Origin of the sequence: Streptomyces sp. ISL-87, from assembly GCF_018614095.1 — a bacterium.
GTDB lineage: Bacteria > Actinomycetota > Actinomycetes > Streptomycetales > Streptomycetaceae > Streptomyces.
Genome location: NZ_JAGGOY010000059.1, coordinates 1 through 13,272 on the forward strand (window position 1 = coordinate 1; position 13,272 = coordinate 13,272).

General features: G+C 69.5%; 13 protein-coding genes and 1 pseudogene. 7 read left to right on the forward strand and 7 right to left on the reverse strand.

Annotation, left to right across the window (positions count from 1 at the left end; translation table 11 throughout):
* Positions 1–120: 120 nt before the first annotated feature.
* Positions 121–282 (reverse strand): hypothetical protein, encoded by a 162-nt coding sequence (locus tag J7I97_RS20935; protein WP_251059022.1) that lies wholly within the window; start codon positions 280–282, stop codon positions 121–123.
* A gap of 440 nt (positions 283–722) precedes the next feature.
* On the opposite strand from J7I97_RS20935, the gene J7I97_RS20940 reads away from it, so the two are divergent.
* The 6 genes and pseudogenes from J7I97_RS20940 (at position 723) to J7I97_RS20965 (ending at position 6,130) form a co-directional block, all read left to right on the forward strand.
* On the forward strand, positions 723–830 hold the full coding sequence (locus tag J7I97_RS20940; protein ID WP_214937131.1) for a keywimysin-related RiPP: 108 nt from the start codon (positions 723–725) through the stop codon (positions 828–830).
* A gap of 139 nt (positions 831–969) precedes the next feature.
* Entirely contained in the window at positions 970–2,841 is a 1,872-nt protein-coding gene (locus J7I97_RS20945; protein WP_214937133.1) for an asparagine synthase-related protein, read from the forward strand.
* A gap of 4 nt (positions 2,842–2,845) precedes the next feature.
* Entirely contained in the window at positions 2,846–3,103 is a 258-nt protein-coding gene (locus tag J7I97_RS20950; RefSeq protein WP_214937135.1) for a lasso peptide biosynthesis PqqD family chaperone, read from the forward strand.
* 156 nt (positions 3,104–3,259) lie between these two features.
* On the forward strand, positions 3,260–3,676 hold the full coding sequence (locus tag J7I97_RS20955) for a lasso peptide biosynthesis B2 protein (protein ID WP_214937136.1): 417 nt from the start codon (positions 3,260–3,262) through the stop codon (positions 3,674–3,676).
* 30 nt (positions 3,677–3,706) lie between these two features.
* Entirely contained in the window at positions 3,707–5,653 is a 1,947-nt protein-coding gene (locus tag J7I97_RS20960; RefSeq protein WP_214937138.1) for an ABC transporter ATP-binding protein, read from the forward strand.
* A gap of 272 nt (positions 5,654–5,925) precedes the next feature.
* Positions 5,926–6,130 (forward strand): annotated as a pseudogene (locus tag J7I97_RS20965) (cold-shock protein).
* Positions 6,131–6,272: 142 nt separating this feature from the next.
* Here J7I97_RS20965 and J7I97_RS20970 read toward each other — a convergent pair.
* The 6 genes from J7I97_RS20970 to J7I97_RS20995 form a co-directional block, all read right to left on the reverse strand.
* Positions 6,273–7,178: a radical SAM protein gene (locus tag J7I97_RS20970; RefSeq protein ID WP_214937140.1), complete on the reverse strand. Its 906-nt coding sequence runs from the start codon at positions 7,176–7,178 to the stop codon at positions 6,273–6,275.
* Positions 7,175–8,422 (reverse strand): radical SAM protein, encoded by a 1,248-nt coding sequence (locus tag J7I97_RS20975; protein WP_214937142.1) that lies wholly within the window; start codon positions 8,420–8,422, stop codon positions 7,175–7,177. The genes J7I97_RS20970 and J7I97_RS20975 overlap by 4 nt, the downstream gene beginning before the upstream one ends.
* A gap of 631 nt (positions 8,423–9,053) precedes the next feature.
* The gene (locus tag J7I97_RS20980) at positions 9,054–9,722 is read right to left on the reverse strand and encodes a nucleotidyl transferase AbiEii/AbiGii toxin family protein (RefSeq protein WP_214937424.1); all 669 of its coding nucleotides are present in this window, start codon (positions 9,720–9,722) and stop codon (positions 9,054–9,056) included.
* Positions 9,723–9,727: 5 nt separating this feature from the next.
* Positions 9,728–10,120 carry a hypothetical protein gene (locus J7I97_RS20985; RefSeq protein ID WP_214937144.1) on the reverse strand — a complete coding sequence of 131 codons (393 nt, stop codon included), beginning with the start codon at positions 10,118–10,120 and terminating at the stop codon, positions 9,728–9,730.
* A gap of 292 nt (positions 10,121–10,412) precedes the next feature.
* Entirely contained in the window at positions 10,413–11,942 is a 1,530-nt protein-coding gene (locus J7I97_RS20990) for a UDP-N-acetylglucosamine 1-carboxyvinyltransferase (RefSeq protein WP_214937146.1), read from the reverse strand.
* Positions 11,943–12,137: 195 nt separating this feature from the next.
* Positions 12,138–12,449, reverse strand: coding sequence for an amidohydrolase family protein (locus J7I97_RS20995; RefSeq protein WP_308365816.1), 312 nt, complete (start codon positions 12,447–12,449; stop codon positions 12,138–12,140).
* Here J7I97_RS20995 and J7I97_RS21000 point away from each other — a divergent pair.
* A complete protein-coding gene (locus J7I97_RS21000; protein WP_251051438.1) occupies positions 12,373–13,137 on the forward strand; it encodes a substrate-binding domain-containing protein in 765 nt (254 codons plus the stop codon). The two genes, J7I97_RS20995 and J7I97_RS21000, sit on opposite strands and share 77 nt — an antisense overlap.
* Positions 13,138–13,272: the final 135 nt, after the last annotated feature.

Genomic DNA, 13,272 nt, shown 5'->3' on the forward strand with positions numbered 1-13,272 from the left:
TGGAATTGATCATCTAGGGCGAGGACTGCGTACAGCAGGAATTTCAGCAGCGGGTCGAGTGACCCGTCTTCGTCGAACACCACACCCCCGAGATGTGTTGGATGATCAGGTGCCTGCCGGTCAGGCGGCGTGCTTGAACCGGTTCGCGCGGGAGCGTGCGGACAGGCCGAGGAGCTCGTGCAGCGCGGCTCCGCTCTCGCCCAGCGCCGTAACTTGTCCCGGTCGACCCAGTGGACGCCCGGCCACCGCCACGACCGGCGTCTGCGCGTCATCGAGCTTCATGACGTGGTCGATCTCGACAACGCGTCGGCCATCGAAGAAGCAGTGCACGCGTTGCTACCCGGATGTGAGGACAGCGCCGTGTTCGTGGACATCCATGCTTCCCTGGTTACCGCAGCGATGCTCAGCCAGCTGCTGATGACGCGCCGGCCGACCGGCTCGGCATCGTCCTTCTGGTTCCGGCGCACAGGACCTCCACTGACTTCCCGCCGTGCGGCACAAGGGGCGTGGAGGGGGGCATCCGTCGGTGGAATTCACTAACGCGCGCCCCGCCTGCGCATCCTCAAGCCCCGACGCACGGCGTTGTGATGCTGCGCTGGTCGTACTTAGCTTGTGTGTGGCGCCGATCCCCGCTCGTGTTTTCCTCCGGGAATTCGGACAGGGCCCGCCGCGGTGCAGGCGTCTGTTCTGCACATCGTCCCCGAAGTTGAAGGAGAACGATTATGACGTACGAGCGTCCCACCCTGGCCAAGGCCGGCAGCTTCCGCAAGGTGACCGGCGTCAAGAACAACGGGCCGAAGGACGTCCTCGGCGGCAAGCAGCTTCTCTGACGCGGGTCGCCCGCATCCGCTGAGCGGGTGCGGGTGATGCACACCGGGCGGGCCGTCCGCGGCCCGGCTCCACGGGTGGCGGCGTCCAGCCGCCACCCGGTCTTGTGCCCGAGTACCGCCGATCAAAGGCCGAGGCCCCATGGACCACTCCTTGTCACTTCAGGCAGTGCAAAGCTGGTTCGTCATCCTGCCCGACACCGAGGCGGCAGCGCCCCTCGCCCGCAAGGCCGTCTCCCACGCGACGCGGAGTCTGCACCATGCCTCAGGAAGGCCTTGGATCGTGGGCCGTTGGGCGCCGGAGGCTATGGTCGTGGGGGAGCACGAGGGTACCCGGGTCGCAGTGACCGGCGAGCACGCCGTCACTGCGCGGGACGCCGAACGGGCCGCCGCGGCGGTGACCCGCGCCCGCTCTGTGACGGCACTGGACCACGCCGCCGACTGGGCCGGCAGCTTCCACCTGATCGCCAGCGGAGGCGGCCAGGCCCTGGTGCGGGGCTGTGCCGTCGGCCTGCGGCGCGTCTTCCACACCAAGACGGCCCCGCCCGGCTCCACAGCGGTGGGTATGGCCTGCGACAGGGCCGACATCCTCGCCGAACTGGTCGATGCCGAACTCGACGAGCGCCGCATCGCCCTTGAGATGCTTACCCTGGGGGCTCCGTATCCGTGGGCGGGCGACCCCCTGTGGCGGGGGCTGCACGCGCTGCCGGGCGGCCACCGTCTGACCCTGCTCCCCGACGGACGTGCCCGCATCACACGATGGTGGTCACCGCCCGACCCCGTCGTCCCCCTCGCCGAGGGCGCCGTGCGGCTGAGGGAGGCACTCGTCGAAGCGGTGCAGGTGCGCACCCGCGGCCGGGACCTGGTGTCGTCGGACCTGGGCGGCCTGGACTCCACAGCGGTGTACTGCGCCGCGGTGCGCGGTGACGCCAAGGTCGTCGCCTACACCGCCGCCCTCCACGACGAGGCCGGCGACGACGTGCACTGGGCCGGCCGCACCGTGCGGGCCCTGGACGGCGTGGAACACCATGTCGTACCGGCCGGTGACGTGGCCATGACGTTCGACGGGATCGACACACTCGACGACATCCTCGACACCCCCAGCATCCTCACCGTCGACCGCAACCGCCGGATGGGCATCGTGGAGATGGCCGCGGCCCGCGGTTCCGCTCTGCACCTCACCGGCCTGGGTGGTGACGAACTCCTGGCCGGAACGCCAGCCCGGCTGCACGCGCTGGCGCTCAGCCACCCCTTGGTCGCGCTGCGCTCGGCCCGGGGGTACGCCGCCAAATATCAGTGGAGTCGGCGGGGGGTGCTGCGCCAGCTTGTGGACCGGCGCTCCTACCGCGCCTGGGTCGAGAGGGTGGCTCGTGATCTGACGGAGCCCCCGGTCGCCGCTGACGAGCCGCTGCTCGACTGGGCGGTGCCGCCCCGGATGCCGCCCTGGGCCACGGCGGACGCTGTCGCGGCGGCCCGTGAGCTTTTGCGTACCGGCCGGTCCGCCGTGGAACCCCGGGGCAGGGGGCACGGTGAACACCGCGAACTGGTCGCGATGGACGGCATCTCGCAGTGGACCCGGCACATCGGGCAGATGGCCGCCCCCCTCGGCATCACCGTCTCCGCCCCCTACTACGACGCCCGCGTCATCGAGGCGGCCCTCGCCGTCCGGCCGCGTGAACGGATCACCCCCTGGCGGTACAAGCCCCTCATCGTGGAGGCGATGCGAGGAATCGTGCCCGAGGCCAGCCGCACCCGCGGCACCAAGGCGAACGCCACGCTTGAGGAGGAGGTGGGGCTGCGCGAGCACCGATCGGCCCTACTGGCGCTGTGCGAGGACTCCCGCCTTGCCCGGCTCGGCCTGGCCGACGAACGTGTCCTGCGCGAATGGTGTCGCCGTGCTCTTTCTGCGGAGACCGAAAGCTACCTGCTGCATCCCACGATCGCCTGCGAAGTATGGCTGCGCTCACGGGAGATGACACCCCGGCCGGCCGACGGAAAATGCGGAGAGAGGTGAACCGGTGCTCACACTGAAACCCGGTGTCCTGCTGACCGAGACCGAGTACGGTCTGGCACTCCTCGACCAGGACAGTGCCGAGTACTGGACGCTCAACCCGACGGCCGCCATCGTCCTGCGGAGCCTTCTGGACGGAGGCGGCCCCGAGCGGGCCGTCGAGATCCTGACCACACGGTACGAGGACGTCGACACGGAGCTGGCTGCCGAAGACGTCAGAAGCATCATCGGCGAGCTGCGCGACACGGGCCTCCTGATCTCCTAGCCCGTAGGCCTGCGGACCTCCTCACCCGTTGGCCCGGTAACGCACTGTTCCAGAACCAAGGTGCCTTCTCGCCCACCGACCGGCCTGCCTTCGCGGAGCTGTCCTCGCCCGCTCACTCGACCGTCCAGCCCCGTTCGCCCCGAATGAGAGACACGTATGACGACGCCGGAAGCCATGCCCTACCACCCACGGTCCGTGCCGCTCGCCCGCCGTCTCGTGGCACGGGCAGCGGTGGCCTGCGCCCATGTGCTGGCGACCCAGCCGCCCCACCGCATCCGGGCTGTCCTGAGCCGACTGCGCGGCGGCGCCCGGCCCGCCACCTTGGCCGAGGCGGCCTCGGCGAGGGAGACGGTGCTCGCCGTGAGCCTCGCCGCCGGAGGACGCAAAGGGTGCCTGCCCCGGTCCCTGGCCACCGTGCTGCTGTGCCGCTGGTACGGCCAGTGGCCCACCTGGTGCGTGGGGGTGCGCAGCCGCCCGCCGTTCGCCGCACACGCCTGGGTGGAAGCCGAAGGCGTCCTCGTCGGCGAAGGCGCACAGGCCGACTACTTCCAGCGCTTCTTCACCGTGGAGTGAGCCGATGCTCTGTCACCGTGGAGCGAGGCGATGACCGAGGCACCCGCCGCCGCGGTCACCGGCAACGAGCCCGCCGTCCCCGAGAAACAACCCGTAGTCGAGAGCACCGCCCCAGCCCACCGGGGCCACCGGGCGCTGTTGAGGCATCTGCACCCGCAGCGCGCCCGCATCACCGCCGGTCTCGTCGTCGGCCTGGTGGGCAGCGTCATGGGCCTGGCCCAGCCACTGGCGGCCAAGCGCGTGATGGACGACATGGGCCACGGACAACCGGCGGCTGGCCCCGTGGTGGTACTCAGCTTGCTGGTGGTCGCAGGGGCCGTCCTCGCGGGACTGGGCCACTATCTGTTGCAGTGCGCGGCCGAGTCCGTCGTCTGCGCCGCCCGCTGCCGGCTGGCCGACCGGATCCTACGGCTGCGCGTGCCCGTGGTGGAGGACACCGAACCCGGTGACCTGATCGCCCGGGTGACCTCCGACACGACGCTGCTGCGCCAGAGCGCACCGCACGCGGTGTCCGCCGCGGTCACCGGAACCCTGGTCACGGTGGCGACGGTCGTCCTGATGGGACTGCTCGACGCCGTACTGCTGTGCGTCACCCTGGCGGTCGTCGCCTTCGTCGGGGTAATCGTCGCGCTCGTGGCCCCCCGGATCGGCCGCGCCACCCGCCACACGCAGGAGGCGGTGGGCCGCATCGGGGTGGCCCTGGAGCGGGTCCTGGGTGCTTTCCGCACCGTCAAGGCCTCCGGAGCCGAACACCGGGAGGCCAAAGCACTACACCGGGCGGCCGAGGACGCCCGCCACACCGGGGTACGCGCCGCCGCCTGGGAAGCGGTCTCGGCGACGGCGTCGGCGGTCATCGTCCAGGTCAGCTTTCTCGTGGTGCTCGGAGTGGGGGGCGCGCGCGTCACCTCCGGTGCCATCGGCATCTCCACGCTCGTCGCCTTCCTGCTCTACCTCTTCACCCTCGCCCCGCGCATCGGGCAACTGGTCGAGGGCGTCGGCCAGCTACAGGTCGGATCGGCGGCCGCGGTCCGCATCGGGCAGGTGGAGCAGCTCGCTGTCGAGCACGTGGAATACACCGAGCACCCCGAGCCGGCCAGGGCATCCGGGCAAATCGCGCGGGCCCAGCACCACGGGCAGCCGTCGCGTACCCAGCGGTCCGCGACGGGCGGGGCGGCGGCCGGGCACTCCTCCCTCGGCGTGGCGTTCCATCAGGTGTGCTTCGCCTACCGCTCCGGAGCCCGCCGGGTCCACCACGATGTCTCCTTCACCGTCCCCGCGCTCGGGCTGACCGCGTTCGTCGGCCCGTCCGGAGCGGGCAAGACCACGGTCTTCTCACTGATAGAGCGCTTCTACGAGCCCGACTCCGGTCATGTCCTGCTCGGCGGGAAAGACGTGCGGCAGTGGCCGCTGAACCAGCTGCGCGCCTGCATCGGCTACGTCGAACAGGACGCCCCCGTCCTCGCCGGCACCCTGCGCGACAACCTGACGCTCGGAGGCGAAGCCCCCTCCGCCGAGGAACTCACGCGCGTGGTGCGACTGACCCGGCTGGACGAGCTGACCGACCACCTGCCCCACGGGCTGGACACCGACGTCGGCCACCGCGGGAGCCGCCTCTCCGGTGGCGAACGGCAACGCGTGGCAATCGCCCGGGCCCTGCTCCGCCGCCCAATGCTGTTACTGCTGGACGAAGCCACCTCCCAGCTCGACGCGGCCAACGAGGCGGCGCTGCGCGACACCGTCATTGATACCGCCCGCGACACCACTGTGCTGGTGGTCGCCCACCGGCTGTCCACCGTGACGACAGCGGACCGGATCGTGGTCATGGAAGCGGGACGGGTACGGACCGTAGGCACCCACACCGAACTCATGACCCGGGACGCGCTCTACAACGAACTGGCGAGGACCCAACTGCTCACTGGGCAAGCGGTCGAGAAACCTAACGGTTATCGAAGCCGCATGGGGCCGTCCGGGACATGACCCTTGGCCGAAAGCCCCGATTGGCCAACGAACCTCACCGTAGCGACGGAGAACAGCCGCAGGGCCCGTGCTGGCAGACGGTCTACCGGCGCTTCGCTCAGCCCGGCGTTGCCGCCCGGCCAGCGCATGTTTGGTGGCTTGCGAGCGAGGGACATTCACCCGGAATATCCGGTGTAGGGGCAGGGCGAGTTGGGGTGGAGAGGGATGGTGCCCACATCGGGGCGCTGGGGCGGCCCTGTCGGGTTGCTCGTTGATTGAGCAGAGGGATGAGTATGGCCCGCGGCACTGTGAAGTGGTGCAACTCCGAGAAGAGTCTTGGGTTCATCGCCCAGAACGGCGGCGGACCGGACGTCTTCGCCCCACTACTCCAACATCTCGGGCCACGGATACCGTGAGCTGACGGAGGGAGATGCGGTGACGTTCGACGTCACGCAGGGCCACAAGGGACCGCAGGCGGAGAACATCGTCCGCTCCTGAACTCATCCTCGCGTGGCTTGGCCGGTCGGCTTCGCCCCATGTGGGCCGCGCCGACACGTCCCTGAAGATTCAGCGGGGGCGAGGTCGGGGTCGATCCGGAAGTTCGGCGGGCTGGACCAGCGGCGGGTGAACTCCTCGGGAGTCACGGCTTGTCCTCCGCTCGGCAGAGCGCGGCGCAGTCCGGGCTGATGCGGGACGTCGGGGGCTGCGTGAGGGCGTGGTGGATGTCCGCCCGGGTGGCGTGGATGGTGGTGTCGTTGGCGCTGAAGGGGCAGCGGCGGATTCCGCCGGTGTGGGAGACGTAGAGGCTTGAAGGGCGGCAGGTGTTCCGGCGCTCGGTGTACAGGTGCATCGCCCGCAGGTCGAGCAGGTGGTTCTTGAAGGCCGGGGTGAGGGCGAAGTACCTGCCGAGGGCGTCGGTGTCGTGGCGGTGCTGTTCGAGGTAGTCGTTCATGCCGAGACCGATCCGGTCCCGCGCCTTGTCGGTGAGGGTGACCGGGCTGAGCTGGATCCGGACTCCGGTGGCGGCAACGAGTTCGTACAGGGCTGCGGCCTCGTCGTCGTCGACCCGCCAGTAGGTGAGGTGGAAGATCTTCTCGGGGGTGGCGCTGCCGCGCAGGGTGGTGATCGCGGAGGCGGCGGTGCGGGTGGTGCGGCCGAGGGCCATGGCGCCGCGCGAGTCGGCGGAGACGGTGATGTTGGCGAGCCAGCGGTCCACCTGGTCCAGGGCGGCTCTCTCGTCGTGGGTGCGGGCGGAGGTGACTACGGAGGGGGTGATGCCGAACTGGTAGGCCACGCATACGAGTTGCCGCAGGTGGGGGTGGTGCGCGGGTTCTCCACCGGTGAGGCAGACGCCTTGGACGCCGAGTTCGCCGAGCCGGGACACGGCGCGGGTGTAGGTGTCGAGGGTGAGGAATCCGCGGGCGCGGTCGGCGCGGAAGCAGAAGCCGCAGGCGGTTTCGCAGTGGCCGGCGGTGCTGACGAGCGCGGTGTCGTACGGGTTCTTGGCAGGATTGGCAGGGCGGTGGGTGAGGGTGGCCACGCTCATTGGACCCCCGTGTTGTCCCAGACGGCTATCTCCACCGTGCCGGTGTAGAAGTCGCACATGTGGGGGTCGGGGGTGTTGCCGCCGATGAGGAGTTGTTCGTTGCGGGAGGGGCCGCCGCAGATCGCGAGGGCTGGGCAGGTGCCGCAGGCGGGGATGGGCGCGACGGTTTTCGCGGCGCCGGCGAGGAGAGAAGGATCGGCGCGAAGCTGGTCGAGGGTGTAGAGGAACGCGTCCGAGTCGAAGTTGATGTCACACACGCTGACCCGGTTGCCGGTGAGGAGGGCGGCGTTGATGCTCTGGTCGCCTTGCATGTGGTCGTAGAGCATGGGGCGCCGGGTGTCGAGGGCCTGGAACGCGCGGTCGAGGACCGAGAACAGCATCCCGCCCCGGCCGAGGGCGACCATGCGGGCCTCGTACAGCTCCCGGGCGAGCTCGCTGCCGTCCACCTTCCACTTCCCCGCCGAGGGGATGGGGGTGTTGGCGTAGATGAACTTGAGCCCGAGCTCGTCGATGATCCAGGCGACGGTCTCGCCAAGGCGGCCGATGTTCGCGCTGGTGGGGGTGAGGTTGCAGCCGACGTGCAGACCCTCGTGTTCGAGGAGTCGCTGGATGTTGCTGCGGATCCGGTCGTCGGCGGGCTGTCCGCCGAGCAGTTTCCGGTTGGCGGAGTTGATGGCTGGGGGTCCGTCGATGGAGATCCCGATGCCGTAGTCGTGGGCGAGGAAGTGCCTCAGCATGTCGTCGGTGAGGCGGGCCCCGTTGGTGACGACCGTACGGCGGATGCGCTGCACTCCGTGCTGGCGGGCGAGGGTGTCGGCGAGGGCGTCACCGAACTGCATGAGGTCGAAGCGGATGGTGGGCTCTCCGCCGAACCACTGGATGGAGACCTCTTCGTGTCCCGCGTTGGAGAGGTAGGTGAGCCCGGCGGTGAGCTCTTCCTCGGTCATGTCGGCCTTGCCGGTGTTGGTCTGCACGAAGCAGTAGTCGCACGCTATGTTGCACCGGTCGGTCAGCACGATCCGCAGGCCGCTCACCCTGCGCGGGGCCGGGTCGATTCGGAGCGTGTGCAGACGATGGAGGAGAGCTTCGCGGAGATCGGGGGCCGTACCGCCGGGGGTGAAGCAGAGAGCGGCGAGAGCGGCGTGGGTGGGTGTCGGGGTTCCGGCGAGGAGATCGGTGCTTTCCTCGGCGTCGAGGTACGCGCAAGCCAGTGTGACCGGGCCCTCGGTCTCCAGGCCTCGCATGATCAGGGCTGATCTTCGACGGGGCGGCGGATGCCGAGGAGTACGAGATCACTTCGCAGTCCCCGGCTTCAGACGAGACGGAGTCGCTGAGCCCGTTCACGGCACTCGGAGCTGCCTTGCTCTGGCGGGAGGCGGGGCTTTCGGTCGACTACACCGACGGCGAGGGAAGGCACCACACCGTTCTCATCCAACACATCCGAGACTGACCGGATCGGGCGATGGCGGCAGCGTCGAGTGGTCATGAGGTGAGTCCCACGCCAGGGGCTGAAGGTGCCCGGACAGCCAGGGCTCTGGGACGAAATGAAGGGAGAGCGACGGCCCGGATCTCCGGATTCCGGGTCGGGTCGTCGCTTGCGCAGACCGGTGTGAATCAGCCAAGTGCCTTTGTCTCTTCCCTCTCTGGCAGTCTCGACTGAGACGCCCGGTTTGTCGGGTGTCTCACCACCGCAGAAGCGGTCGGCACCGCAGTCGATCACGCCCTGCCGTCAACGCACACGCATCAACGGATCAGCAACGCACTTCATCAAAGCCGCGTAGCTGGGCCGCAGCCTGCCCGCCAGCTGATCTGCCCAGTGCCTGCCCAGCCCGCTTGATGTGGGACAAGCCCGCTACCGACTGCTTTCCTACCTGCTCAGTCCGTGTCCGGATCGTCGGCCTCTGCGAGCAGACGGGTCGCGAGGTCGTCGGCCCACTCCACGGCCCAGGTGCGGAGAGCGGTGATGATGGCGTCATCGAGCCCATAGGCGGCGAAGGCTTCGTCGTCGGTCCACTCGGCGCCGGTGAGGTTCGCCTGCAGGTCCTCGTGCTCGAAGCGGCCACGGGCATGGCGGCGCCCGAACTCCTCGAGATCGGCATTGGTCCAGCGGTGGGAGGCCGCGAAAACGTCGATCAGATCGCGGGGTGCTCCACGGTCGGCAAGCGCACGGACCTTCGTCCCGATCACGTCCTCCTCCGCGAGGACGGGCCCGTACATGCTCTGGGCGACCGGCCGCCAGAAGATCTCCTTGAGGACGTCGACTTCGCACTCCTGCCCGGTGGCTGGGTCGGTCACGGTGAAGCGGGCGGACAGCGGGGCGGTCTCCATCGCGTGAACCGTCCAGCCGCGGGCTTCCAGGCCGGTGCGGAGTGTGGCCGCGATGTCGGCCATCGGCGCCGGGTTCTCTGTGGCGACATCAAGGTCTTGGCTGGGGCGGTTCACGAGGCGGTGAGCCCGCACGGCGTACCCGCCTGTGAGGACCAGGGGATACGGGGAACCGAGGGCGATCACATCCGCCAGGAGCCGTGTGTGCAGCTCCGGCATGTCCGTCACGCGGCCGCCCGCGTGCGGGAGGAGAGCTGGGGGAAGGCGTCTTCCCATACGGCTCGTACGCTGCGGCCGACGAGTGTGCGCAGTACCGGCCACAACTGGAGGAGCAGGTCCTGATTGAGGTAGCGGCGCAGGTCGTCGCGCAGCCCCTCGTGCAGGACGGTGCGGTACAGGCCCATGCGCTGGCGAGGCTTGTCCATGTCGTACGAGGTCATCCCGGACCAGGCCATATGCAACGGCAGCTCCACGACCCCTCCGGTCGGGCCGTGCAACTCGTCCAGCGACTCCGGCAGCCGGAGTCGGAACTTCTCCCGGTACAGAGCGAGGTCCTCGGCGTCCGCGCGAGAGAGGTCCCTCGACGTGGGTGCGGGGTGTTGTGGGCTGGAGGGCATGACTCCATTATGGCGGCCGGAGAGGTGGCGCGGGCGGTGAAGTGCGAGTCAGTGTCCGGAGCGAGTCGGGCGGAGCCTGCCGGGCGAGCCCGTTGCGGCAGCTTGCTCTGCGCCGGGTAGGAGGGCCAGGCCGTCGGTCGTGTCGCTCGATCTCCACACGCAGTCCGGAGGCCGGCAGCCGTTCCGGTCCCAGCGCAAAGTCCCAGAAAAGTCCCAGGGGGGCTGTCACGCCCCCCCGTACCCACATTCATGCAGTTCAGAAGGGGTATGGCGGCGACTCTCCTTGAGCCGGTCAGATGTCGCGGAAGATCTCGATCTGGGCGCCGACCGAGTTGAGGCGTTCGGCCAGTTCCTCGTAGCCGCGGTTGATGACGTAGACGTTGCGCAGCACCGAGGTGCCCTCCGCGGCCATCATCGCGAGGAGGACGACCACTGCCGGGCGCAGGGCCGGGGGGCACATCATCTCGGCCGCGCGCCAGCGGGTGGGGCCCTCGACCAGGACGCGGTGCGGGTCCAGGAGCTGGAGGCGGCCGCCGAGGCGGTTCAGGTCCGTCAGGTAGATGGCCCGGTTGTCGTACACCCAGTCGTGGATCAGGGTCTGACCCTGGGCGCTGGCCGCGATGGCCGCGAAGAACGGGACGTTGTCGATGTTCAGCCCGGGGAACGGCATCGGGTGGATCTTGTCGATCGGGGCTTCGAGCTTCGAGGGCCGGACCGTGAGGTCCACCAGGCGGGTGCGGCCGTTGTCGGCCTCGTACTCCGCCGAGCGGTCGTGGTCGAGGCCCATTTCCTCCAGGACCGCGAGCTCGATCTCCATGAACTCGATCGGGACCCGGCGGATGGTCAGTTCGGATTCGGTGACCACGGCCGCGGCCAGCAGGCTCATCGCCTCGACCGGGTCCTCGGAGGGGGAGTAGTCCACGTCCACGTCGATGGTCGGGACGCCGTGGACGGTCAGGGTCGTGGTGCCGATGCCCTCCACCCGTACGCCGAGCGCCTCCAGGAAGAAGCACAGGTCCTGGACCATGTAGTTGGAGGAGGCGTTGCGGATGACCGTGACGCCGTTGTGCCGGGCCGCGGCCAGCAGGGCGTTCTCGGTGACGGTGTCCCCGCGCTCGGTCAGCACGATCGGGCGGTCGGGGGAGACTCCTGAGGCGACCTGTGCGTGGTAGATGCCCTCGGTCGCGGTGATGTCCAGGCCGAAGCGGCGCAGGGCGATCATGTGCGGCTCGATGGTGCGGGTGCCGAGGTCGCAGCCGCCGGCATAGGGCAGACGGAACTGGTCCATCCGGTGCAGCAGCGGCCCCAGGAACATGATGATGCTCCGGGTCCGGCGCGCGGCGTCCGCGTCCATGGCGTCCATGTCGAGGCGGGCCGGCGGGATCAGTTCGAGGTCCACGCCGTCGTTGATCCAGCGGGTGCGGACGCCGATGGAGTTCAGGACCTCCAGGAGACGGTAGACCTCTTCGATGCGGGCGACCCGGCGAAGTACCGTACGGCCCTTGTTCAAGAGGGACGCGCACAGCAGGGCGACGCAGGCGTTCTTGCTCGTCTTGACGTCGATGGCGCCGGACAGCCGACGGCCGCCGACTACGCGCAGGTGCATCGGGCCGGCGTAGCCGAGAGAGACGATCTCGCTGTCGAGAGCTTCGCCGATTCGAGCGATCATCTCAAGGCTGATGTTCTGATTGCCGCGTTCGATCCGGTTCACGGCGCTCTGGCTGGTGCCGAGTGCATCCGCGAGCTGACTCTGTGTCCAGCCCCGGTGCTGCCGTGCGTCACGGATGAGCTTGCCGATGCGTACGAGGTAGTCGTCTGCCATATCTGCACCGTATCTCAGATATGAGATTACGCCTGCGTCGGGTGTGGCAGACGGGTGTTACCGACCGTCAGTTTTCATTTCGGAGCAGACAAAGGGGGCAAGGGGGTACAGGTCTACCGTCCTCTGCCCCCAGTCCCCAGTCCCCAGTCCCCAGTCCCCAGTCCCCTGCCCTCCTGCCCTCCTGTCCCCCGTCCCTCAGTGGCCCCCCGCACCCGCACGCGCGGTGCCGGCCCCCGTGCACCGCGCTGTACGAGGCCGGGCGCGGGCCGGCCGCCGCGCGGGCCACCCCGCTCGAAGCCGCCCGCCCCGCCGCCGAGTCCGCGTCGTCACCACGCGCCCCCCGACCAGGGTCATCCGTACCCCGGTACCGCTGATGTCGGCCACCGGACAGCGGGTCACATCCCGGTCCAGCAGCACCAGGTCCGCCGACTTGCCCGCCTCCACGGTGCCCGTCAGCTTCTCCTGCCGCAGCTGCCACGCCGTCCCCGCCGTGTGCATCCGCAGCACCGAGGTCCGGCTCAGCCCCTCCAACTCCCGGTACAGCTCGCCCGCCCCGCACGCGCCTGACCGGATTCCAGTCCTCCACCACCAGCCAGCCGTCCGGCTCGGCGACCTCCGTCCCGGGGACATCTGGGTGGACAACGACCACGCGGCGACCACGCGCGAGGTGCTCGACCACCTCGCCGCGGCCGGCGCCCGGCGCATCGCGCTGCACTGCGGCTTCGGGGACGAGTACTACACCTACGCGGTGACGCGGGCCTACCTGCGGTGGTGCGCGGAACGCGGAAGCACGCCGCTGCTGATCCCGTTCGAGCCCGAGGACGCCGCCGGCCACGCGTTCGACCGGGCCTTCCTCGGACGTGACGCCGATGCCGTCTACTCCCTGTACGACCCCGGCGGCCGCCAGGTCCTGGCCGCCGCCGCGCGGCACGGCCTGCGGGTGCTGGACCAGCTGCTCCTCGTCTGCGCGAGCGAGGACCCGGCGTACGCGCAGGGTGATCCGGCCGTGAGCGCGGTGACCCTGCGACCCGGCGTGATCGGGGAGACCGCCGTCGCCTCCCTGGTCGCCCTGCTGGAGTCCCCGCGGACCGCGGTGCCCGGCCAGCTCACCGTCGCCGCCGGACTGACGGTGCGGGCATCCTCCCGGGCCGCGTCCGCCGCGCCGCCGGGGGCGTTTCCTGTGAAGCCCTTGTGATCTGGCCCATGCCGCGCATGACCAGGGCGCGGCCATGCACTAGAGTTATCTCGACATCGAGATATCTGCCGAAGGCGTACCGCAGCCGCCCCTGCTGGTAAGGGTTACCTAACTTAGCCTTACCTTAGCGGAATG

What these genes read in the sequence shown, in the direction of transcription:
- J7I97_RS20935 (WP_251059022.1), bottom strand. Translation starts at nt 282, where the DNA reads ATGAAGCTCGATGACGCGCAGACGCCGGTCGTGGCGGTGGCCGGGCGT.
- J7I97_RS20940 (WP_214937131.1), top strand. Translation starts at nt 723, where the DNA reads ATGACGTACGAGCGTCCCACCCTGGCCAAGGCCGGCAGCTTCCGCAAG.
- J7I97_RS20945 (WP_214937133.1), top strand. Translation starts at nt 970, where the DNA reads ATGGACCACTCCTTGTCACTTCAGGCAGTGCAAAGCTGGTTCGTCATC.
- J7I97_RS20955 (WP_214937136.1), top strand. Translation starts at nt 3,260, where the DNA reads ATGACGACGCCGGAAGCCATGCCCTACCACCCACGGTCCGTGCCGCTC.
- J7I97_RS20960 (WP_214937138.1), top strand. Translation starts at nt 3,707, where the DNA reads ATGACCGAGGCACCCGCCGCCGCGGTCACCGGCAACGAGCCCGCCGTC.
- J7I97_RS20970 (WP_214937140.1), bottom strand. Translation starts at nt 7,178, where the DNA reads ATGAGCGTGGCCACCCTCACCCACCGCCCTGCCAATCCTGCCAAGAAC.
- J7I97_RS20975 (WP_214937142.1), bottom strand. Translation starts at nt 8,422, where the DNA reads ATGCGAGGCCTGGAGACCGAGGGCCCGGTCACACTGGCTTGCGCGTAC.
- J7I97_RS20980 (WP_214937424.1), bottom strand. Translation starts at nt 9,722, where the DNA reads ATGCCGGAGCTGCACACACGGCTCCTGGCGGATGTGATCGCCCTCGGT.
- J7I97_RS20985 (WP_214937144.1), bottom strand. Translation starts at nt 10,120, where the DNA reads ATGCCCTCCAGCCCACAACACCCCGCACCCACGTCGAGGGACCTCTCT.
- J7I97_RS20990 (WP_214937146.1), bottom strand. Translation starts at nt 11,942, where the DNA reads ATGGCAGACGACTACCTCGTACGCATCGGCAAGCTCATCCGTGACGCA.